20 protein-coding genes are annotated in these 20,799 nt (G+C 54.3%); 9 read left to right on the top strand and 11 right to left on the bottom strand.

Going from position 1 to position 20,799, the window contains the following annotated elements; all coding sequences use genetic code 11:
* Window positions 1-6 precede the first annotated feature (6 nt).
* Window positions 7-1,818, bottom strand: coding sequence for a phosphogluconate dehydratase (gene edd / locus OGX80_RS20005; RefSeq protein ID WP_115181539.1), 1,812 nt, complete (start codon window positions 1,816-1,818; stop codon window positions 7-9).
* Window positions 1,819-2,051: 233 nt separating this feature from the next.
* A complete protein-coding gene (gene zwf / locus OGX80_RS20000) occupies window positions 2,052-3,527 on the bottom strand; it encodes a glucose-6-phosphate dehydrogenase (protein WP_012132010.1) in 1,476 nt (491 codons plus the stop codon).
* Between the two features lie 357 nt (window positions 3,528-3,884).
* On the opposite strand from zwf, the gene hexR reads away from it, so the two are divergent.
* On the top strand, window positions 3,885-4,754 hold the full coding sequence (hexR, locus tag OGX80_RS19995) for a DNA-binding transcriptional regulator HexR (protein ID WP_012132008.1): 870 nt from the start codon (window positions 3,885-3,887) through the stop codon (window positions 4,752-4,754).
* Between the two features lie 123 nt (window positions 4,755-4,877).
* Window positions 4,878-6,320, top strand: a complete 1,443-nt coding sequence (gene pyk, locus OGX80_RS19990) for a pyruvate kinase (protein WP_012132007.1) — start codon at window positions 4,878-4,880, stop codon at window positions 6,318-6,320.
* Window positions 6,321-6,404: 84 nt separating this feature from the next.
* Here pyk and lpxM read toward each other — a convergent pair whose 3' ends face one another.
* From lpxM to znuA, 3 genes are all read right to left on the bottom strand, one after another.
* Window positions 6,405-7,376: a lauroyl-Kdo(2)-lipid IV(A) myristoyltransferase gene (lpxM, locus tag OGX80_RS19985; protein WP_058669451.1), complete on the bottom strand. Its 972-nt coding sequence runs from the start codon at window positions 7,374-7,376 to the stop codon at window positions 6,405-6,407.
* 119 nt (window positions 7,377-7,495) lie between these two features.
* Window positions 7,496-8,815 (bottom strand): murein DD-endopeptidase MepM, encoded by a 1,320-nt coding sequence (gene mepM / locus OGX80_RS19980; RefSeq protein ID WP_115181538.1) that lies wholly within the window; start codon window positions 8,813-8,815, stop codon window positions 7,496-7,498.
* Window positions 8,816-8,830: 15 nt separating this feature from the next.
* The gene (gene znuA / locus OGX80_RS19975; protein WP_047463184.1) at window positions 8,831-9,775 is read right to left on the bottom strand and encodes a zinc ABC transporter substrate-binding protein ZnuA; all 945 of its coding nucleotides are present in this window, start codon (window positions 9,773-9,775) and stop codon (window positions 8,831-8,833) included.
* 78 nt (window positions 9,776-9,853) lie between these two features.
* Between znuA and znuC the strand changes: the two genes are divergently transcribed.
* Window positions 9,854-10,609 carry a zinc ABC transporter ATP-binding protein ZnuC gene (gene znuC / locus OGX80_RS19970; RefSeq protein WP_012132002.1) on the top strand — a complete coding sequence of 252 codons (756 nt, stop codon included), beginning with the start codon at window positions 9,854-9,856 and terminating at the stop codon, window positions 10,607-10,609.
* The gene (gene znuB, locus OGX80_RS19965) at window positions 10,606-11,391 is read left to right on the top strand and encodes a zinc ABC transporter permease subunit ZnuB (RefSeq protein ID WP_012132001.1); all 786 of its coding nucleotides are present in this window, start codon (window positions 10,606-10,608) and stop codon (window positions 11,389-11,391) included. Before znuC ends, znuB begins: the two co-directional genes overlap by 4 nt.
* 93 nt (window positions 11,392-11,484) lie before the next feature.
* On the opposite strand, the gene ruvB is transcribed toward znuB, so the two are convergent.
* From ruvB to aspS, 6 genes are all read right to left on the bottom strand, one after another.
* The gene (gene ruvB, locus OGX80_RS19960) at window positions 11,485-12,495 is read right to left on the bottom strand and encodes a Holliday junction branch migration DNA helicase RuvB (RefSeq protein ID WP_012131998.1); all 1,011 of its coding nucleotides are present in this window, start codon (window positions 12,493-12,495) and stop codon (window positions 11,485-11,487) included.
* A gap of 8 nt (window positions 12,496-12,503) precedes the next feature.
* Complete coding sequence (ruvA, locus tag OGX80_RS19955; protein ID WP_012131997.1) at window positions 12,504-13,115, bottom strand: Holliday junction branch migration protein RuvA; 612 nt, start codon at window positions 13,113-13,115, stop codon at window positions 12,504-12,506.
* A gap of 80 nt (window positions 13,116-13,195) precedes the next feature.
* Window positions 13,196-13,717, bottom strand: coding sequence for a crossover junction endodeoxyribonuclease RuvC (gene ruvC / locus OGX80_RS19950; RefSeq protein WP_012131995.1), 522 nt, complete (start codon window positions 13,715-13,717; stop codon window positions 13,196-13,198).
* Between the two features lie 37 nt (window positions 13,718-13,754).
* Window positions 13,755-14,495: a YebC/PmpR family DNA-binding transcriptional regulator gene (locus OGX80_RS19945; protein ID WP_012131994.1), complete on the bottom strand. Its 741-nt coding sequence runs from the start codon at window positions 14,493-14,495 to the stop codon at window positions 13,755-13,757.
* Between the two features lie 28 nt (window positions 14,496-14,523).
* Window positions 14,524-14,967 (bottom strand): dihydroneopterin triphosphate diphosphatase, encoded by a 444-nt coding sequence (nudB, locus tag OGX80_RS19940; protein ID WP_012131993.1) that lies wholly within the window; start codon window positions 14,965-14,967, stop codon window positions 14,524-14,526.
* Between the two features lies 1 nt (window position 14,968).
* Entirely contained in the window at window positions 14,969-16,741 is a 1,773-nt protein-coding gene (aspS, locus tag OGX80_RS19935) for an aspartate--tRNA ligase (protein ID WP_115181537.1), read from the bottom strand.
* Window positions 16,742-17,006: 265 nt separating this feature from the next.
* Between aspS and OGX80_RS19930 the strand changes: the two genes are divergently transcribed.
* From OGX80_RS19930 to cmoB, 5 genes are read left to right on the top strand one after another with little or no spacing between them, the layout of a single operon-like run.
* Entirely contained in the window at window positions 17,007-17,573 is a 567-nt protein-coding gene (locus OGX80_RS19930; RefSeq protein WP_110494132.1) for a hydrolase, read from the top strand.
* Window positions 17,570-18,388 (top strand): DUF72 domain-containing protein, encoded by an 819-nt coding sequence (locus OGX80_RS19925; protein WP_115181536.1) that lies wholly within the window; start codon window positions 17,570-17,572, stop codon window positions 18,386-18,388. Before OGX80_RS19930 ends, OGX80_RS19925 begins: the two co-directional genes overlap by 4 nt.
* Window positions 18,389-18,439: 51 nt before the next feature.
* Complete coding sequence (locus OGX80_RS19920; protein ID WP_012131989.1) at window positions 18,440-18,835, top strand: MAPEG family protein; 396 nt, start codon at window positions 18,440-18,442, stop codon at window positions 18,833-18,835.
* 40 nt (window positions 18,836-18,875) lie between these two features.
* Window positions 18,876-19,619 carry a carboxy-S-adenosyl-L-methionine synthase CmoA gene (gene cmoA / locus OGX80_RS19915; protein ID WP_115181535.1) on the top strand — a complete coding sequence of 248 codons (744 nt, stop codon included), beginning with the start codon at window positions 18,876-18,878 and terminating at the stop codon, window positions 19,617-19,619.
* Window positions 19,616-20,584, top strand: a complete 969-nt coding sequence (gene cmoB / locus OGX80_RS19910) for a tRNA 5-methoxyuridine(34)/uridine 5-oxyacetic acid(34) synthase CmoB (RefSeq protein ID WP_115181534.1) — start codon at window positions 19,616-19,618, stop codon at window positions 20,582-20,584. Before cmoA ends, cmoB begins: the two co-directional genes overlap by 4 nt.
* The last annotated feature ends 215 nt before the right edge of the window (window positions 20,585-20,799 follow it).

Here is a 20,799-nt window from a genome sequence, read left to right as displayed (position 1 = left end):
GTCGTCTTAAAACGTCATACAGGTTGCGCCCTGCTCGGCGCCGGACAGTTTTTCACGCAACGCGCTGAACATCTCACGGCCTGTACCGATGCGCGATGCGCTCAGGTCAGGAATGTGAGGCTGGCGAGCGGCAAGTTCCGCATCATCAACCAGCAGCGTCAGTTCGCCTGTCTGTCCATTCACACGAATAATATCGCCATCGCGTACTTTCGCCAGCAGCCCGCCATCATAGGCTTCCGGGGTTACATGGATTGCTGAAGGCACTTTACCTGAAGCACCGGAAAGCCGTCCATCGGTAACTAACGCAATTTTGAAACAACGGTCCAATAATACACCAAGTGGCGGCATGAGTTTATGTAATTCTGGCATTCCGTTCGCTTTTGGTCCCTGATGGCGCACAACCACCACGCAATCGCGGTCAAGCAGACCCGCTTCAAAAGCCGGTAAAACATCATGCTGACTTTCAAAAACAACCGCTGGCGCTTCAATAATTTGATTTTCAACCGGCACCGCAGACGTTTTCATGACCGCGCGGCCAAGGTTGCCGCTCAGCACTTTCGTTCCGCCATGGTGGGAGAACGGTTTATCAAAGGTGGCAATCACATTGCTGTCCAGGGATTTCGCCACCCCTTCGCGCCAGTCCAGCTCGCCGTTGTTCAGCCACGGTTCGAAGGTATAGCGAGACAGACCAAAACCCGCCACGGTATTCACATCTTCATGCAACAGTCCCGCATTCAGCAGTTCACGCATCAGTGCCGGTACGCCGCCTGCCGCCTGGAAGTGGTTAATATCTGCCGGGCCATTCGGATACAGACGCGCCATCAACGGTACGATTTCCGACAGATCGGAGAAGTCATCCCAGTTAATCAGGATGCCTGCCGCCCGCGCCATCGCGACGAGGTGTATGGTGTGATTGGTTGAACCGCCGGTTGCCAGCAGCGCCACAATGCCGTTCACGACCACTTTTTCATCAATCATCTTACCGATCGGCATCCATTCGTTGCCGTTACCGGTCAGGCGCGTCACCTGGCGCGCGGCGGCAGCGGTCAGCGCTTCACGCAACGGCGCGTCCGGGTGAACAAAGGATGAGCCGGGCAACTGCATCCCCATGAACTCCACCACCATCTGGTTGGTGTTGGCGGTGCCGTAGAACGTACAGGTGCCTGGCGCGTGGTAAGAGGCCGCCTCAGATTCCAGCAGCGCCATGCGATCGACCTTCCCTTCCGCATATAACTGGCGGATACGCACTTTTTCTTTATTAGGCAGACCGCTTGCCATCGGGCCGGAAGGCACGAAAACAGACGGCAGGTGGCCAAATGACAGCGCCGCCATCGCCAGACCGGGGACGATTTTGTCACACACGCCAAGGAACAGCGCGCCATCAAACATATTATGAGACAGCCCCACCGCCGCCGACATTGCGATCACTTCGCGGCTCAGCAGAGAAAGCTCCATACCGTCCTGCCCCTGCGTCACGCCATCACACATCGCAGGAACGCCGCCGGCGACCTGGCCTACCGCATTCGCAGAATGCAGCGCTTTGCGGATGATCTCGGGATAGTGCTCATACGGCTGATGAGCGGAAAGCATGTCGTTGTAAGAGGTGATGATCCCGATATTGTTACGCAACATGCTCTTCAGTGACGCTTTGTCGTCAGGCTGGCAGGCGGCAAAGCCGTGCGCCAGGTTACCGCATGCCAGCTGCGAGCGATGAACAGTGGATGTTCTCGCTTGTTCAATACGGGCGAGGTAGGCAGAACGTGTCTCACGCGAGCGTTCGACAATGCGTTTTGTTACGCGTAACAAATCTGGATTCATAGAGGCTCCTGAAATTTATTTGTCTATGCTGCCGATTAACAAAGAGTTTCAGTAAGGTTAAATATTGCTGAATCGCTTGTTATATGGCGCACTGGGGCAAAATCACTTCCGGCAGTGTAATAAAAAAAGCCCCGCGGGTGAATCCACGCGAGGCTTAAAAGTGCAAAAATTGTTCTACAATCTGTGTTAGATCATGTTACCGGTAAAATAACACCTATGGGCTAGATGGAATTTTACTCAAACTCATTCCAGGAACGGCCATCACGGGTGATCATCGCCACCGAAGCGACCGGCCCCCAGGTCCCCGCCTGATACGGTTTTGGCGCATCATTATCCATTTCCCAGGCTTCAGTGATGGAGTCCACCCACTTCCAGGCCTCTTCAACTTCATCACGACGCACGAACAGCGCCTGAATACCGCGCATGGTTTCCAGCAACAGACGCTCGTAAGCATCCGCCAGATGCGTTTGATTGAAGGTTTCGGAGTAGCTCAGATCCAGCTTGGTGATCTGCAAATTGTGTTTGTGATCCAGACCCGGCACTTTGTTAAGCACCTGGATATCCACACCTTCATCAGGTTGCAGACGGATGGTCAGCTTGTTCTGCGGCAGATCCTGCCAGGATTCTTTGAACAGGTTCAGCTCAGGCGTCTTGAAGTAGACGACAACCTCAGAGCATTTGGTCGGCAAACGTTTACCGGTGCGCAGGTAGAACGGTACGCCCGCCCAGCGCCAGTTGTCGATGTCCACGCGAATCGCCACAAAGGTCTCGGTGTTGCTGCTCTTGTTCGCTCCCTCTTCTTCGAGGTAGCCCGGCACTTTTTTGCCCTGAGCAAAACCGGTGGTGTATTGCCCGCGAACCGTTTTCTCGCGCACGTTCGAGCGATCGATGCGGCGCAGCGACTTCAGCACTTTCACTTTCTCATCGCGAATGCTGTCGGCCGTCAGATCGGACGGCGGCGACATCGCAATCATGCACAGAATTTGCAGCAGGTGGTTCTGGATCATGTCGCGCATCTGGCCCGCCTGGTCGAAGTAGCCCCAGCGACCTTCAATACCCACCTCTTCCGCAACGGTAATTTCCACATGATCAATCGTGCGGTTGTCCCAGTTATTCACGAACAGCGAGTTGGCAAAACGCAGCGCCAGCAGGTTAAGAACGGTCTCTTTGCCCAGATAGTGGTCGATACGGTAAACCTGGCACTCTTCAAAGTACTCGCCTACCTGATCGTTGATTTCACGCGAGGTCGCCAGCGAGGTGCCCAGCGGTTTTTCCATTACCACGCGAGCCGGTTTAGCGTTCAGCTTCGCTTCACCCAGACCTTTACAGATGGCGCCAAAGGTGCTCGGCGGCATCGCAAAATAGTTAATGGTGGTGCGCGATTTTTGATCCAGCATGGCCCCCAGGCGACCGAACGCCTCAGTGTCGTTAACGTCCAGATTGCAAAAATCCAGACGGCCGCTCAGGGTATCCCACAAGCCTTCATCAATCTTTTCTTTCATGAAGGTTTCGAGCGCTTCGCGAACCACTTTGGTATAGGCATCTTTGTCCCAGTCCGCGCGACCCACCCCGATAATACGGGTATCCGGGTTAATCTGACCGGCTTTCTCCAGTTGATACAGGGAAGGCAGCAATTTTCGGCGCGCCAGGTCGCCTTTCGCGCCGAAAATGACCAGGTCACATGCCTGGGCTGTTTGCGTTACCGCCATGTCATTCTCCTCAGTTAAATATCCCGGTGCTTTTGCCAGGGTATAGTTGTAATTTTATTACAATGCACTGTACTGCTTTTACGTGAATCCCGAAACTGTAAACGCTTATCCACCCGTGCGATTCGGGCGATCTTCGGTTTTCCCGCGGTAAATAGCCGTAAAACAGATAAAAAAATTGTCGTTTTCGTACATGTGACAGACAGCTAAAATCAGACACCGATCATGTAATGAAAAAAAACAACAACTATTCTATCCATTTTGCCCCCTTCCCGGATGCTCAGGGGTAATATCTAACAAAATCGCATCTCGATTTCTCACACCATTGAAATCGTTATTAACTGTGAGCTTTTCTACATCATGAATATGCTAGAAAAAATCCAGTCTCAACTGGAACATTTGAGCAAGTCAGAACGTAAAGTAGCCGATGTTATCGTTGCCTCCCCCGACCGCGCGATTCATTCAAGTATTGCTACGCTGGCCCAGGAAGCGAACGTCAGTGAGCCTACCGTGAACCGTTTTTGCCGCAGCATGGATACGCGCGGCTTCCCTGATTTTAAACTGCATCTGGCACAAAGTCTGGCGAATGGTACCCCTTATGTTAATCGCAATGTGGATGAAGATGACAGCGTTGAGTCCTATACGGGGAAAATCTTCGAGTCTGCGATGGCCAGTCTGGACCACGTTCGCCAGTCGCTGGATAAATCTGCGATAAACCGTGCCGTCGATTTGCTCACCCAGGCGAAGAAAATCGCCTTTTTTGGCCTGGGTTCCTCTGCGGCCGTGGCGCACGACGCCATGAACAAGTTTTTTCGCTTCAACGTGCCGGTGATCTACTCCGACGACATTGTCCTGCAACGTATGAGTTGTATGAATTGTAGCGATGATGACGTGGTCGTGCTCATTTCCCACACCGGCCGAACCAAAAGTCTGGTGGAATTGGCGCAGCTGGCGCGCGAAAACGATGCGATGGTGATTGCGCTAACCTCTGCCGGAACGCCGCTGGCACGAGAAGCAACGCTGGCAATTACCCTTGATGTGCCGGAAGATACTGACATTTATATGCCCATGATCTCTCGACTTGCTCAACTGACCGTGATAGATGTGCTGGCAACAGGATTTACTTTGCGTCGTGGGGCAAAATTCAGAGATAACTTGAAGCGTGTCAAGGAAGCGCTCAAGGAATCGCGTTTTGATAAAGAATTACTCATCAAGAGTAATGACAGCTAAAAGCAATAACAATGTTCTATCCTTTTCGTCATTCGGATACGTTCATTCTTAACCGTTAAGGTCTCAGAACGACCGGATCAATGTTCACGCAACACCAAGTTGTTTCAGTCAACGGAGTATTACATGTCCAGAAGGCTTCGCAGAACCAAAATCGTTACCACGTTAGGCCCGGCAACTGACCGCGATAACAACCTTGAAAAGATTATCGCTGCTGGCGCGAACGTCGTACGTATGAACTTCTCTCACGGCACGCCGGAAGATCACAAAGTGCGCGCGGATAAAGTTCGTGAGATTGCCGCCAAACTGGGGCGTCATGTGGCGATTCTGGGTGACCTCCAGGGGCCAAAAATTCGTGTATCCACCTTTAAAGAAGGCAAAGTTTTCCTCAATATCGGCGATAAATTCCTTCTTGATGCCAACCTGGGCAAAGGCGAAGGCGACAAAGATAAAGTCGGTATTGATTATAAAGGCCTGCCTGCTGACGTCGTGCCTGGCGACATCCTGCTGCTTGATGATGGTCGCGTACAGCTAAAAGTGCTGGAAGTTCAGGGCATGAAAGTCTTCACCGAAGTGACCGTCGGCGGCCCGCTCTCTAACAATAAAGGGATCAACAAGCTGGGCGGCGGTCTCTCCGCCGAAGCGCTGACCGAGAAAGATAAAGCGGATATCGTTACCGCAGCGCAGATCGGCGTGGATTATCTGGCTGTCTCCTTCCCGCGCTGCGGCGAAGATCTGAATTATGCGCGTCGCCTGGCGCGCGATGCAGGTTGCGACGCCAAAATCGTCGCGAAAGTAGAACGCGCGGAAGCCGTCTGCGACCAGAACGCAATGGACGACATTATTCTTGCATCAGACGTGGTGATGGTTGCGCGTGGCGACCTCGGCGTTGAGATTGGCGATCCTGAACTGGTCGGGATTCAAAAAGCGCTGATTCGCCGCGCTCGTCAGTTGAATCGTGCGGTGATTACCGCCACGCAGATGATGGAATCGATGATCACCAACCCAATGCCGACCCGCGCGGAAGTGATGGACGTGGCGAACGCCGTGCTGGACGGCACCGACGCCGTCATGCTGTCGGCAGAAACGGCGGCAGGACAATACCCGGCAGAAACCGTTGCGGCAATGGCGCGCGTTTGCCTGGGCGCAGAAAAGATCCCGAGCATCAATGTCTCTAAACACCGCCTGGATGTCCAGTTCGACAACGTTGAAGAAGCGATCGCAATGTCCGCCATGTATGCGGCGAACCACCTGAAAGGGGTAACGGCGATTATCTCCATGACCGAATCCGGTCGTACGGCGCTGATGACTTCGCGTATCAGTTCCGGCCTGCCGATTTTCGCCATGTCCCGCCATGAACGCACGCTCAACCTGACCTCTCTTTACCGTGGCGTTACGCCGGTTCACTTTGACAGCGCGGCGGACGGCGTTGTTGCGGCAAGCGAAGCGGTTAACCTGCTGCGCGATAAAGGCTATCTGGTTTCGGGCGATCTGGTTATCGTGACCCAGGGCGACGTGATGAGCACCATCGGCTCCACCAATACCACGCGTATCCTGACCGTCGAGTAATCGTTGGTGATAAGCCTGATGGCGCTTCGCTTATCAGGCTTACAGGCCGGGTAACAAAAAAGCCTCTCTGACGAGAGGCTTTTTTTATTTGATGGGATACCACTCTTTGCGCTTATACGGCTGAATTTCACCCGGTTTGCGGGTTTTGAGCAGTTTCAGAATCCAGGTATATTGCTCAGGATGCGGTCTGACAAAAATCTCCACCTCTTCGTTCATCCGTCTGGCGATAGTGTGGTCATCCGCAGTCAGAAGATCGTCCATCGGCGGTCGCACCAGGATGGTCAGACGGTGCGTTTTACCATCATAAACCGGGAAAAGCGGCACCACGCGAGCACGACACACCTTCATTAACCGACCAATGGCTGGCAGCGTCGCTTTGTAGGTTGCGAAGAAATCAACAAACTCACTGTGTTCCGGGCCATGATCCTGATCCGGCAGATAGTATCCCCAGTAGCCCTGACGGACAGACTGGATAAACGGCTTGATGCCATCATTGCGCGCATGCAGACGACCGCCAAAACGACGACGAACCGTGTTCCAGACATAGTCAAATACCGGGTTGCCCTGGTTATGGAACATCGCCGCCATTTTCTGCCCCTGGGACGCCATCAGCATCGCGGGAATATCCACGCCCCACCCGTGCGGCACCAGAAAGATCACCTTTTCATTATTCCGCCGCAGCTCATCAATGATCTCCAGCCCCTGCCAGTCGACGCGCTTTTGCAGTTTTTCAGGCCCACGAATCGCCAGCTCAGCCATCATGGTCATCGCCTGTGGCGCGGTCGCAAACATTCTGTCGACAATAGCTTCACGCTCTGCTTCGCTGTACTCAGGAAAACACAGAGATAAGTTGATCAGCGCGCGACGCCGGGCGCTTTTCCCCAGACGTCCGGCAAAACGTCCCAGCTTCGCCAGTAAAGGATCGCGAAACGACGCGGGCGTTAATGCAATACCCGCCATTGCGGCCACGCCCAGCCAGGCACCCCAATAGCGTGGATGACGAAAAGATTTCTCAAACTCAGGGATGTACTCAATGTTATTTTTTTTCGTTTCCATGCTTTTCCAGTGTTTGATGCCACGAAAAGTAAATCTGTTGATAGTGTAGCGGCGCGCTGTGCGCCACACAAAATAAAAAAGCCGGTACGCATCGCGTACCGGCTCCATAAGCATATTTATTAATCGAAGCGCAACTGCGGCAGGACTTCTTTGACCTGCGCCAGATAAGCACGGCGATCAGAACCTGTCAGCCCTTCGGTACGCGGCAGTTTTGCCGTCAGCGGGTTAACAGCCTGCTGGTTAATCCAGACTTCATAGTGCAGATGCGGCCCGGTAGAACGCCCGGTATTGCCTGACAGCGCGATACGATCGCCACGTTTCACTTTTTGCCCAGGTTTCACCAGCAGCTTACGCAGGTGCATATAACGCGTGGTGTAAGTACGGCCGTGACGGATAGCGACATAATAACCTGCCGCGCCGCTGCGTTTCGCTACCACGACCTCGCCGTCACCAACCGACAGCACGGGCGTACCTTGCGGCATCGCAAAATCGACGCCTTTATGCGGCGCAACGCGACCGGTCACCGGGTTCAGACGACGCGGATTAAAGTTTGACGAAATGCGGAACTGCTTCGCCGTCGGGAAGCGCAGGAATCCTTTCGCAAGCCCTGTGCCGTTTCGGTCATAGAACTTACCGTCTTCCGCGCGAATCGCGTAATAATCTTTTCCATCTGAACGCAGACGTACGCCCAGAAGCTGACTCTGTTCACGTTTGCCATCCAGCATTTCACGCGACATCAACACAGAGAACTCATCGCCTTTTTTCAACTTACGGAAGTCCATCTGCCACTGCATCGCTTTAATGACGGAGCTGACTTCTGCGCTGGTCAAACCGGCGTCTTTCGCACTGGCGACAAAGCTTCCGCCAACCGTGCCTTTCATCAGGCTATTGACCCAGTCGCCCTGCTGCATTTCGCTGCTCATTTTGAAACCCGTTCCGCTACGATCGTAGGTACGCGTTTCGCGGCGTGAGACTTCCCAGGTCAGGCGTTGCAAATCGCCGTCCGGCGTCAACGTCCAGGAGATCTGCTGGCCGATTTTCAGATTACGGAGTTCCTTATCCGCAGCGGCCAGTCGGCTGATATCGCCCATATCAATGCCATACTGATTCAAAATGCTGCTCAGCGTATCGCCGGTGGAGACAACATATTCATGCACGCCCACTTCGCCAGACGTTTTGTCGTCCAGCTCATCCTGTGGGATCGCTTCATCTTCCTGCGCCGCCTGATCAATCGGTTCGCTGGCCTCAGGCAGCAGCGAACGAATTTCACTCTTTTCCAGTTCGATGGTTTTGACGATGGGCGCAGAGTCAGGGTGGTAAACGTAAGGCCGCCATACCGCGACGGCCAGTGTCAGAACAGTAAGCGACCCCAGCATAACGCGGTGGGGTCGGGGCAGATTATTAAATGCCAGGGCGACAGAGCGGGCTATCTGTTGCACGTATTCACTTCCTCATTAATCTCCTTTCAGGCAGCTCGCATACTGGTTGGCTAATTGATTCAGAAACGCTGAATAGCTTGTTTTACCCAGTTTAATGTTCGTTCCGAGGGGATCCAACGTTCCCATTCGAACGGATGTCCCTCTCGCAACGGCTTCAACGACCGCTGGCCTGAACTGTGGCTCAGCAAAAACGCAGGTTGCTTTTTGCTCAACCAACTGTGTTCTTATTTCATGTAAACGCTGCGCACCAGGTTGAATCTCAGGGTTCACGGTAAAGTGACCAAGCGGAGTTAGCCCATAATGTTTTTCGTAGTAGCCGTAGGCATCATGAAAAACGAAGTACCCTTTCCCCTTGAGCGGTGCGAGCTCGTTACCTACCTGCTTATCGGTTGCGGCTAATTGTGCCTCAAAATCCTTCAGGTTGGCGTCAAGTTTGGCTCGACTTTGCGGCATAAGTTCCACTAATTTTTCATGGATTGCAACCGCTGAAGCCCGCGCTATCTCTGGGGAAAGCCAAAGATGCATGTTGTAATCACCATGATGGTGATGTGCGTCACCTTTTTCACCGTGCGCATGCCCGTGATCGTGATCGTCATCGTCGTCATCAGCGCCTTTCATGAGTAGCGGTTTCACGTCGGCGAGCTGCGCAATCGTTACCTGTTTTCCGTCAGGAATGTTCTTTACTGACTTTTCCATGAACGCTTCCATCTCAGGGCCGATCCAGACAACTAAGTCCGCGCCCTGTAAGCGTTTTACGTCAGACGGACGCAATGAATAATCATGCTCAGACGCCCCATCCGGCAATAAAACCTGGGTGTCCGTGACGCCATCGGCAATGGCGGAAGCGATGAAACCTAAGGGCTTGAGAGAGGCGACAACGGCGGCATTTGCGGCTTGTGTTGCACCACCCCACAGCGCAGCGGATAATGCTGCGAAAAGAAGCGTATTTTTATGTAACATAATGCGACTAATCATCGTAATGAATGTGAGAAATGTGATATTATAACATTCTATGACTTCTGCAAGCCTAAAATTGACATGACGACTTTGGTTTCACTGGAAAATGTTTCGGTCTCTTTCGGTCAACGCCGCGTCCTTTCTGACGTGTCGCTTGAACTCAGACCAGGAAAAATTTTGACGCTTCTCGGCCCAAACGGCGCCGGGAAGTCTACGCTGGTACGCGTAGTATTAGGGCTGGTAGCGCCTGATGAAGGGCTGATCAAGCGCAACGGGCAGTTGCGTATTGGCTACGTCCCGCAAAAACTGTATCTCGACACCACGCTGCCGCTGACGGTAAGCCGCTTTTTACGCTTACGCCCTGGTACGCAAAAAACCGACATTCTTCCGGCCCTGAAACGCGTTCAGGCCGGACACCTCATTGACGCCCCCATGCAAAAGCTGTCCGGCGGTGAAACCCAGCGCGTTTTGTTAGCCCGCGCGCTGCTGAATCAACCACAGTTGCTGGTGCTGGATGAGCCGACTCAGGGCGTGGATGTCAATGGTCAGGTCGCCCTGTACGATCTCATTGACCAGTTGCGGCGCGAGCTGGATTGCGCGGTGCTGATGGTCTCGCACGACCTGCACCTGGTGATGGCGAAAACGGATGAGGTGCTGTGTCTGAATCACCATATCTGTTGCTCCGGCACCCCTGAAATCGTTTCCATGCATCCTGAATTCATCTCTATGTTCGGGCCGCGCGGCGCAGAACAGTTGGGGATTTACCGTCATCATCATAATCATCGCCACGATTTACAAGGCCGTATCGTACTGCGCCGGGGAAATGGACACTCATGATTGAACTGTTATTGCCTGGCTGGTTAGCCGGGATCATGCTGGCCTGCGCCGCTGGCCCGCTGGGCTCGTTCGTGGTCTGGCGTCGAATGTCCTATTTTGGCGATACGCTGGCGCACGCCTCGCTGCTGGGAGTCGCTTTTGGGTTGCTGCTGGACATCAACCCGTTCTATGCGGTGATTGCCGTTACGCTGATGCTGGCAGCCGGTCTGGTGTGGCTGGAGAAACGCCCTCACCTCGCTATCGACACGCTTCTCGGCATTATGGCGCACAGTGCCCTGTCGTTAGGTCTTGTGGTCGTCAGCCTGATGTCCAACATTCGCGTGGACTTGATGGCTTATCTGTTTGGCGACCTGCTGGCCGTGACGCCGGAAGACCTGATTTTCATCGCCATCGGCGTGGTTATCGTGCTGGCGATCCTCTTCTGGCAGTGGCGTAATCTGCTGTCGATGACCATTAGCCCGGATCTGGCTTTTGTCGATGGCGTGAAGTTACAGCGCGTTAAGCTCCTGCTGATGCTGGTCACCGCATTGACTATCGGCGTGGCGATGAAATTTGTCGGGGCGCTGATTATCACCTCATTGCTGATTATTCCTGCCGCCACGGCGCGTCGCTTTGCCCGCACCCCGGAGCAGATGGCGGGTGTCGCAGTAGGAATGGGTATGATAGCGGTTACAGGCGGTCTGACGTTTTCTGCGTTTTACGACACGCCGGCAGGCCCGTCAGTGGTGCTGTGTGCCGCGCTGCTGTTTATTTTCAGCATGATGAAGAAGCAGGCGAGCTAAGCGTGTGTTTCCCGGTGGCGCTCCGCTTACCGGGCCTACGTTCACAGGCAGGCCGGATAAGGCGCAACCGTCATCCGGCCTAACGCACATAAATTAAGGCATTTCCGGCGGCGTTATTCCAAAATGATTCCACGCCCGCACCGTCGCCATTCGCCCGCGCGGGGTTCGTTGCAAAAAGCCCTGCTGAATCAAATACGGTTCCAGTACGTCCTCAATCGTTTCACGCTCTTCGCCAATGGCTGCGGCCAGGTTATCGAGACCGACGGGGCCGCCAAAGAATTTATCAATTACGGCCAGCAGCAGCTTGCGGTCCATATAGTCAAACCCTTCCGCATCGACATTCAGCATATCCAGCGCCTGAGCGGCGATATCCGCAGAGATGGCGCCGTTATGTTTCACTTCGGCAAAATCACGTACGCGACGCAACAGGCGGTTGGCGATACGCGGCGTACCGCGAGCGCGGCGGGCAACCTCCAGCGCACCTTCATCGCTCATTTCCAGCCCCATAAACCGCGCGCTGCGCCCGACGATGTGTTGCAGGTCAGGCACCTGATAGAACTCCAGCCGCTGAACAATGCCGAAACGGTCACGCAGCGGAGACGTCAATGACCCGGCTCGCGTGGTGGCGCCAATCAGCGTAAAAGGCGGCAGATCGATTTTTATCGAACGCGCAGCAGGCCCTTCGCCAATCATAATGTCCAGCTGATAATCTTCCATCGCCGGATACAACACCTCTTCCACCACCGGTGATAAACGGTGGATCTCATCGATAAACAGCACATCATGAGGTTCAAGGTTGGTCAGCATCGCCGCCAGATCGCCCGCCTTTTCCAGCACCGGGCCAGACGTGGTACGCAGGTTCACGCCCATTTCATTGGCGACAATGTTAGCCAGCGTCGTTTTCCCCAGCCCCGGCGGGCCAAAGATCAGCAGGTGATCGAGCGCGTCGCCGCGCAGCTTTGCCGCCTGGATAAAGATCTCCATTTGCGAACGCACCTGAGGCTGACCAATGTACTCTTCCAGCAACTTCGGGCGAATGGCGCGATCGGCAACCTCTTCCACCTGGGTTCCACCTGCTGAAATCAGGCGATCTGCTTCTATCATCCTTTACCTCATAACGCGGCGCGGAGTGCTTCGCGAATCAATGTTTCACTGCTGGCGTCAGGGCGGGCAATTTTGCTCACCATGCGGCTGGCTTCCTGTGGTTTATAGCCCAGCGCCACCAGCGCAGCAACCGCTTCTTGCTCCGCATCATCCGTTGCCGGACTTGCCGGAGAGGTCAGCACCAGGTCGGCGGCCGGCGTAAAGAGGTCACCGTGCAGGCCTTTGAAGCGATCTTTCATTTCAACGATCAGGCGTTCTGCGGTTTTTTTACCGATACCCGGCAGTTTCACCAACGCGGCGGGTTCCTCGCGCTCAACGGCATTCACAAACTGCTGAGCCGACATCCCGGAGAGGATCGCCAGCGCGAGTTTCGGCCCGACGCCGTTCGTTTTGATCAGTTCTTTAAACAGGGTTCGCTCCTGTTTATTGTTAAACCCATACAGCAATTGCGCATCTTCACGCACCACAAAATGGGTGAATACGGTCGCTTCTTTTCCAGATTCCGGGAGCTCATAAAAACAGGTCATCGGCATATGGACTTCATAGCCTACGCCGCCCACCTCAAGTAATACCAGCGGGGGTTGTTTTTCCAGAATAATGCCTCTGAGTCTGCCTATCACATTGCGCTCCTGCGTTGGGGCCGAAAAAGTAAAGTGGTATCATAAAAAAAGGCTGGATAGATATCCAGCCTCATTTGTCATTATCGTAGCCGCCCACGCGCCAGATTGAGCCGCGAGTCACTCATTTGCATCGCGTTCTGGCTAACGTGGCAGTGGGTGATGGCGATAGCCAGCGCATCCGCCGCATCCGCCTGGGGATTTGCCGGGAGTTTCAGCAACGTGCGCACCATGTGCTGTACCTGGCTTTTCTCGGCGCTGCCGATCCCGACAACGGTTTGCTTCACCTGACGGGCGGCATACTCAAACACCGGAAGATCCTGGTTTACCGCCGCGACAATCGCCACGCCGCGCGCCTGACCCAGCTTAAGCGCGGAGTCCGCGTTCTTCGCCATAAACACCTGTTCAATCGCGAAATAGTCCGGCTGGAACTGGGTGATGATTTCCGTCACGCCCGCATAAATCAGCTTCAGACGAGACGGTAAATCATCCACTTTCGTGCGGATACACCCGCTGCCCAGGTAAGTCAGTTGCCTGCCCACCTGACGAATCACGCCATAACCCGTGACGCGTGAACCCGGGTCGATACCGAGAATAATAGACATCACGCGCCTCCGATTAGAACGGAATTAAACCACGTCATTATAACGTAGCCGCAACCTCATCAGAGATCTCACCGTTATGGTAAACTTCCTGCACGTCGTCGCAGTCTTCCAGCATATCGATCAGACGCATCAGTTTCGGCGCGGTTTCCGCATCCATATCCGCTTTGGTGGACGGGATCATGGACACTTCAGCGTTGTCCGCTTTCAGACCCGCAGCTTCCAGCGCGTCGCGCACTTTGCCCATCTCTTCCCATGCGGTGTAGACGTCAATCGCACCGTCATCAAAGGTCACAACGTCTTCCGCACCGGCTTCCAGCGCGGCTTCCATGATGGTGTCTTCGTCACCCTGTTCGAAGGAGATCACCCCTTTTTTGCTGAACAGGTAAGCCACGGAACCGTCAGTACCCAGGTTGCCGCCGCATTTGCTGAAAGCGTGACGCACTTCCGCAACGGTACGGTTACGGTTGTCAGACAGGCACTCAACCATCACAGCCGTGCCGCCAGGACCGTAACCTTCATAGATGATGGTTTCCATGTTCGCATCATCATCGCCGCCGACGCCACGCGCAATCGCACGATTCAGCGTATCGCGGGTCATGTTGTTCGACAACGCTTTATCGACTGCCGCACGCAGACGCGGGTTAGCGTCCGGGTCGCCGCCGCCCAGTTTGGCCGCCGTCACCAGCTCACGAATGATTTTGGTGAAAATTTTACCGCGTTTAGCATCCTGCGCTGCTTTACGGTGTCTGGTGTTGGCCCATTTACTATGACCTGCCATAAATAATATCTCCAAAAAGCGCGCCTTCTCAGGCGACGTTAATTACAAACTCTTCAATCGCCTGCCGGTTACTCCACGACTTGGTTAACTGCGCGGCTTCATCCGCATTAACCCAACGATAGGTCAGATGTTCGGTGAACACGATCTCTCGTTCAGAGGGAAGTGCCAGGCAAAACCAGGATTCAGTATTACGCTCAATTCCCGGCGCGTAGCGATGACGTAAATGTGAAAAAATCTCAAATTCCACCGTGCGCTGACAGTCAATTAAGGTCAGTTGCTCTGCTGCAACATCTATTGTGACCTCTTCCTTTACTTCGCGCATAGCGGCTTGCGACGCGGTTTCGCCCTCTTCCAGACTGCCAGTAACCGACTGCCAGAAATCAGGATCGTCGCGTCGCTGTAACATCAGCACTCTCCCGGTGTCCTTTGCATAAATCACGACTAACACCGAGACAGGCTGTTTGTATGCCATATCAGTTATTCTCGGCCTTCTTAACGACATCAATACCCAGCTCAGCCAGCGCTGCCGGGTTCGCGAAACTTGGCGCTTCGGTCATCAGACAGGCAGCGGCAGTCGTTTTCGGGAAGGCGATAACGTCACGGATATTGTCGGTGCCGGTCAGCAGCATAGTCAGACGGTCCAGACCAAACGCCAGACCCGCATGCGGCGGCGTACCGTATTTCAGCGCATCCAACAGGAAGCCGAATTTCTCGCGCTGTTCCTGTTCATTAATACCCAGAATACCAAACACGGTCTGCTGCATGTCGCCACTGTGGATACGCACGGAACCACCACCGACTTCATAACCGTTAATCACCATATCGTAGGCGTTAGCAACCGCGTTTTCCGGTGCGGCTTTCAGCTCGGCGGCGGTCAGGTCTTTCGGTGAGGTGAACGGATGGTGCATCGCCGTCAGGCCGCCTTCGCCGTCATCTTCAAACATCGGGAAGTCGATAACCCACAGCGGCGCCCATTTGGCTTCGTCGGTCAGGTTCAGATCTTTACCCACTTTCAGACGCAGCGCGCCCAGCGCATCGGCAACCACTTTTTTGTTGTCGGCGCCGAAGAAAATCATATCGCCGTCTTGTGCAGCGGTACGATCCAGAATCGCTTCCACGATTTCCGCATTCAGGAACTTCGCCACCGGACTGTTGATGCCTTCCAGACCTTTCGCACGTTCGGTGACTTTAATATAAGCCAGCCCTTTCGCGCCGTAGATCTTAATGAAATTGCCGTAGTCGTCGATCTGCTTACGGCTTAAGCTTGCGCCACCCGGCACGCGCAGAGCCGCTACGCGACCTTTCGGATCGTTAGCCGGGCCGGCAAAGACGGCGAATTCTACAGATTTCAGCAGGTCGGCAACGTCCACCAGTTCCATCGGGTTACGCAGGTCCGGTTTATCGGAACCGTAACAGCGCTCGGCTTCGGCGAAGGTCATGATAGGGAAGTCGCCCAGATCCACGCCTTTCACTTCCTGCCACAGATGGCGTACCAGCGCTTCCATCACTTCACGCACCTGCGGCGCAGTCATGAAAGAGGTCTCGACGTCGATCTGGGTAAATTCAGGCTGACGGTCAGCACGTAAATCTTCATCACGGAAGCATTTTACGATCTGATAGTAGCGGTCAAAACCGGACATCATCAGCAGCTGTTTGAACAACTGCGGAGACTGCGGCAGCGCGTAGAATTTACCTTTATGGACGCGCGAAGGCACCAGGTAGTCACGCGCGCCTTCCGGCGTCGCTTTGGTCAACATCGGGGTTTCGATGTCGAGGAAGCCGTGGTCGTCCATAAAACGACGCACCAGGCTGGTGATTTTGGCACGGGTTTTCAGGCGTTGAGCCATTTCCGGGCGACGCAGATCCAGATAACGGTATTTCAGACGCGCTTCTTCGGTATTGACGTGATTAGAGTCAAGCGGCAGAGAATCTGCACGGTTGATGATCGTCAAATCGGACGCCAGCACTTCGATTTCGCCCGTCGCCATGTCGGCGTTGACGTTTTTCTCGTCACGCGCACGCACGGTGCCGGTCACCTGGATGCAGAACTCATTACGCAGTTCAGAAGCCAGCTTTAACGCATCCGCACGATCCGGATCAAAGAAGACCTGTACGATACCTTCGCGGTCGCGCATATCGATAAAGATCAGGCTACCAAGATCACGACGACGGTTGACCCAACCACACAGAGTCACCTGCTGCCCCACGTGGGACAGACGTAGCTGTCCGCAATATTCTGTACGCATGAGATATCCCTTAACTTAGCCGCTGGCGGATTGTTGCCTGCTTTACAGGCGACGTTGTCGCAGCTTTAGCTGAATGTCACAACTGAATGAAAAAAGGCGGCTATTATACTGGAAATTCTGCCGCACGATAAGTCCGATACTGACTGTACGCGTGTTTGCTACGCGGTTATTGCGTATTCTCACAAAAATTAACAATATTTGTCGTCACTTTCCTTCGGGAACGCGCTTAAGGTGTAGCGGAATCATCTATTTTACAGGAGTCATCATGCTGGAACTGAACGCCGCAACCACTGCCCTGGTCGTTATTGATTTACAGGAAGGGATCTTACCTTTCGCTGGCGGCCCCCATGCGGCAAGCGATGTTGTCGCCCGCGCAGCGAAACTGGCCGCAAAATGTCGGGCAAACGGCTCGCCGGTGGTGATGGTTCGCGTCGGCTGGTCCGACGATTATGCCGACGCGTTAAAGCAACCCGTCGATGCCCGGGCGCCAGCCAACGCGCTGCCGGAAAACTGGTGGCGTTATCCGGCGGCGCTCGGTAAAGGCGACAGTGACCTGGAAGTCACCAAGCGTCAATGGGGCGCGTTCTATGGCACCGATCTTGAGTTACAATTACGCCGCCGGGGAGTCGACACCATCGTGCTGTGCGGCATCTCCACCAATATCGGCGTAGAATCCACCGCGCGTAACGCCTGGGAGCTGGGTTTTGGTCTGGTGATCGCCGAAGATGCCTGTAGCGCCGCCAGCACGGAACAGCATCAAAGCAGCATGACACATATTTTCCCGCGTATCGCCAGAGTGCGCAGCGTGGAGGAGATCCTTAACGCGTTATGATCTACATCGGATTACCGCAATGGTCGCATCCTAAATGGGTGCGTCTGGGTATCACCAGTCTTGAAGAGTATGCCCGCCACTTTAACTGTGTGGAGGGCAACACCACCCTGTATGCGCTGCCGAAAGCAGAAATTGTCGAACGCTGGCATGCGCAAACAACGGACGATTTTCGCTTCTGCTTTAAGTTCCCCGCGACGATTTCGCATCAGGCCGCGCTGCGTAACTGCGACGATCTTGTGCAGGAGTTTTTTACCCGCATGTCGCCGCTGGAGGCAAGAATTGGTCAGTACTGGCTGCAACTTCCCGCGACGTTTTCACCGCGCGACCTCCCTGCGCTCTGGCGCTTTCTTGACGCGTTGCCAAAGGCATTCACCTATGGCGTCGAAGTGCGCCATCCCGTGTTTTTCGCCAAAGGCGAGGAAGAACAACAGCTCAATCGCGGCCTGGTTGAACGCGGGGTGAATCGGGTGATCCTCGACAGCCGCCCGGTACACGCCGCGCATCCTCATAACCAGGCCATTCGCGAAGCGCAACGCAAAAAACCTAAAGTGCCGGTCCATGCCATCGTGACCGCGAAGCATCCGTTGATCAGGTTCATCGGCAGCGACAATATGGTGCAAAATCAGACATTTTTTGCCGACTGGCTGGCGAAACTCCCGCTGTGGGAAACGACCTCTACGCCGTATCTTTTTCTACACACGCCAGATATCGCGCAGGCTCCCGAGTTAGTGAATACATTATGGGAAGATTTACGCGCGGCCTTGCCCGGCATTGGAACCGCACCGTCTATTCCACAGCAATCTTCTCTTTTCTGAAATTGCCACCTATCATAGACAGTGCCATCAGGCATTTTAAAGGGAGTTTGTATGGTAAGCGCGCTATATACCGTATTAGGTGCGTTGTTGTTGATGAAGTTCTCTTTTGATGTTGTCCGACTAAGGATGCTGTATCGCGTTGCCTACGGCGACGGCGGTTTTAGCGAACTGCAAAGCGCCATCCGCATTCACGGTAATGCGGTGGAATATATTCCTATCGCTGTCGCGCTGCTGCTGTTTATGGAAATGAACGGCGCCGAAACATGGATGGTGCATATCTGCGGGATTATTTTAATCGCTGGTCGGCTGATGCATTATTACGGTTTCCACCACCGTCTGTTTCGCTGGCGGCGCTCCGGGATGAGTGCGACCTGGTGCGCCTTGTTGCTGATGGTGCTGGCGAATCTTTGGTATATGCCCTGGGAGTTGGTTTTCTCCTTGCATTAGCGCACAATACGCCACTTTATTTTTCCCGGATTTTTACGTTATGTCTCACCGCGACACGCTTTTTTCTGCGCCTATCGCCAGTCTGGGCGACTGGACCTTTGATGAACGGGTAGCTGAAGTCTTCCCGGATATGATCCAGCGCTCTGTTCCCGGCTACTCCAATATCATCTCCATGATTGGCATGCTGGCCGAACGCTTCGTACAACCCAATACACAGGTCTACGATTTAGGCTGTTCACTGGGCGCTGCGACGCTCTCGGTGCGTCGTAATATTCATCATGCTAACTGTAAAATCATCGCCGTCGACAACTCCCCGGCGATGATTGAACGCTGCCGCCGTCATATCGACGCTTACAAAGCCCCGACCCCGGTTGAGATTGTGGAAGGCGATATTCGCGACATCAGCATCGAGAATGCCTCAATGGTGGTGCTGAATTTTACCCTGCAATTCCTTGAGCCGCTTGAGCGCCAGGCCTTGCTGGATAAGATTTATCAGGGTCTGAATCCGGGCGGCGCGCTGGTGCTGTCGGAAAAGTTCAGCTTTGAAGACACAACGGTTGGCGAATTGCTGTTCAATATGCACCATGACTTTAAACGCGCCAACGGCTACAGCGAACTGGAGATCAGCCAGAAGCGCAGTATGCTGGAAAACGTCATGCTGACCGACTCGGTTGAAACCCACAAAGCGCGTCTGCATCAGGCCGGTTTCGAGCATAGCGAACTGTGGTTCCAGTGCTTCAACTTTGGTTCGCTGGTGGCGCTGAAGTCCGGGGGGCCCGCATGATCGAGTTCGGTAGCTTTTATCAGCTGATTGCCAAAAGCCCGCTTTCTCACTGGCTGGAAACCCTGCCTGCGCAAATCGCGACCTGGCAGCGCGATCAGCATGGTCTGTTTAAGCAGTGGTCGAACGCGGTGGAGTTCCTGCCGGAATTAACGCCGTACCGTCTGGATTTATTGCACAGCGTCACTGCCGAAAGCGAAACGCCGTTGAGCGAAGGCCAGCTTAAGCGTATCGACACCCTGCTGCGAAACCTGATGCCGTGGCGTAAAGGCCCGTTCTCTCTGTATGGCGTCAATATTGATACCGAATGGCGCTCCGACTGGAAATGGGATCGCGTTTTGCCGCACCTGTCCGATCTGACCGGCCGCACCATTCTGGATGTCGGCTGCGGCAGCGGATATCACATGTGGCGCATGATTGGCGCGGGCGCGCATCTTGCCGTGGGAATCGACCCGACGCAGTTGTTCCTGTGTCAGTTTGAAGCGGTACGAAAATTGCTGGGCAACGACCAGCGCGCGCATCTGTTGCCGCTGGGCATTGAGCAGCTTCCGGCGCTGAATGCGTTTGATACCGTCTTTTCAATGGGCGTGCTTTACCACCGTCGTTCTCCGCTGGAACATCTCTGGCAGTTGAAAGATCAACTGGTGAAAGACGGCGAACTGGTGCTGGAAACCCTGGTGGTGGAAGGCGATGAAAACACCGTGCTGGTGCCAGGCGACCGCTATGCGCAGATGCGCAACGTCTACTTTATCCCTTCCGCGCTGGCGCTGAAAAACTGGCTGGAGAAATGTGGTTTTGTCGATGTGCGGATTGCCGATGTCTGCGTGACCTCCACCGAGGAGCAGCGTCGCACCGGGTGGATGGTCACCGAGTCGCTGGCTGATTTCCTCGATCCGAATGACCACAGTAAAACCGTCGAAGGTTATCCTGCCCCGCTGCGCGCGGTGCTGATTGCACGCAAGCCGTAGTCTTTTTGCCAGAAAGCATATTTTCTCCAAAATAGTTCAAGTTGCAGCAAGGCGGCAACGCAGTAAGTCCCCGGGAGCGTAGATAACTACGTGACCGGGGCGAGCGAGGCAGCCAACGCCGCTGCGGCTTGAAATATGAAGGAGAAAAAAAGGCCCCTGTTGAAATGGCAGGGGCCTGGTACGAGCAAGCATCATATTGGGCGACATGATGCAAC

It is taken from the genome of Citrobacter sp. CK194 (assembly GCF_030333395.1).
GTDB classification, from domain to species: domain Bacteria; phylum Pseudomonadota; class Gammaproteobacteria; order Enterobacterales; family Enterobacteriaceae; genus Citrobacter_B; species Citrobacter_B koseri.
This window is presented reverse-complemented; position numbering and strand designations above follow the sequence as displayed.

Coding starts and splice junctions, on each gene's coding strand:
- cmoA (WP_115181535.1), top strand. CDS start 18,876: ATGTCTCACCGCGACACGCTTTTTTCTGCGCCTATCGCCAGTCTGGGC.
- pyk (WP_012132007.1), top strand. CDS start 4,878: ATGTCCAGAAGGCTTCGCAGAACCAAAATCGTTACCACGTTAGGCCCG.
- lpxM (WP_058669451.1), bottom strand. CDS start 7,376: ATGGAAACGAAAAAAAATAACATTGAGTACATCCCTGAGTTTGAGAAA.
- hexR (WP_012132008.1), top strand. CDS start 3,885: ATGAATATGCTAGAAAAAATCCAGTCTCAACTGGAACATTTGAGCAAG.
- nudB (WP_012131993.1), bottom strand. CDS start 14,967: ATGGCATACAAACAGCCTGTCTCGGTGTTAGTCGTGATTTATGCAAAG.
- ruvC (WP_012131995.1), bottom strand. CDS start 13,717: ATGTCTATTATTCTCGGTATCGACCCGGGTTCACGCGTCACGGGTTAT.
- OGX80_RS19920 (WP_012131989.1), top strand. CDS start 18,440: ATGGTAAGCGCGCTATATACCGTATTAGGTGCGTTGTTGTTGATGAAG.
- OGX80_RS19930 (WP_110494132.1), top strand. CDS start 17,007: ATGCTGGAACTGAACGCCGCAACCACTGCCCTGGTCGTTATTGATTTA.
- aspS (WP_115181537.1), bottom strand. CDS start 16,741: ATGCGTACAGAATATTGCGGACAGCTACGTCTGTCCCACGTGGGGCAG.
- znuB (WP_012132001.1), top strand. CDS start 10,606: ATGATTGAACTGTTATTGCCTGGCTGGTTAGCCGGGATCATGCTGGCC.
- OGX80_RS19945 (WP_012131994.1), bottom strand. CDS start 14,495: ATGGCAGGTCATAGTAAATGGGCCAACACCAGACACCGTAAAGCAGCG.
- cmoB (WP_115181534.1), top strand. CDS start 19,616: ATGATCGAGTTCGGTAGCTTTTATCAGCTGATTGCCAAAAGCCCGCTT.
- zwf (WP_012132010.1), bottom strand. CDS start 3,527: ATGGCGGTAACGCAAACAGCCCAGGCATGTGACCTGGTCATTTTCGGC.
- ruvB (WP_012131998.1), bottom strand. CDS start 12,495: ATGATAGAAGCAGATCGCCTGATTTCAGCAGGTGGAACCCAGGTGGAA.
- edd (WP_115181539.1), bottom strand. CDS start 1,818: ATGAATCCAGATTTGTTACGCGTAACAAAACGCATTGTCGAACGCTCG.
- znuC (WP_012132002.1), top strand. CDS start 9,854: ATGACGACTTTGGTTTCACTGGAAAATGTTTCGGTCTCTTTCGGTCAA.
- OGX80_RS19925 (WP_115181536.1), top strand. CDS start 17,570: ATGATCTACATCGGATTACCGCAATGGTCGCATCCTAAATGGGTGCGT.
- znuA (WP_047463184.1), bottom strand. CDS start 9,775: ATGTTACATAAAAATACGCTTCTTTTCGCAGCATTATCCGCTGCGCTG.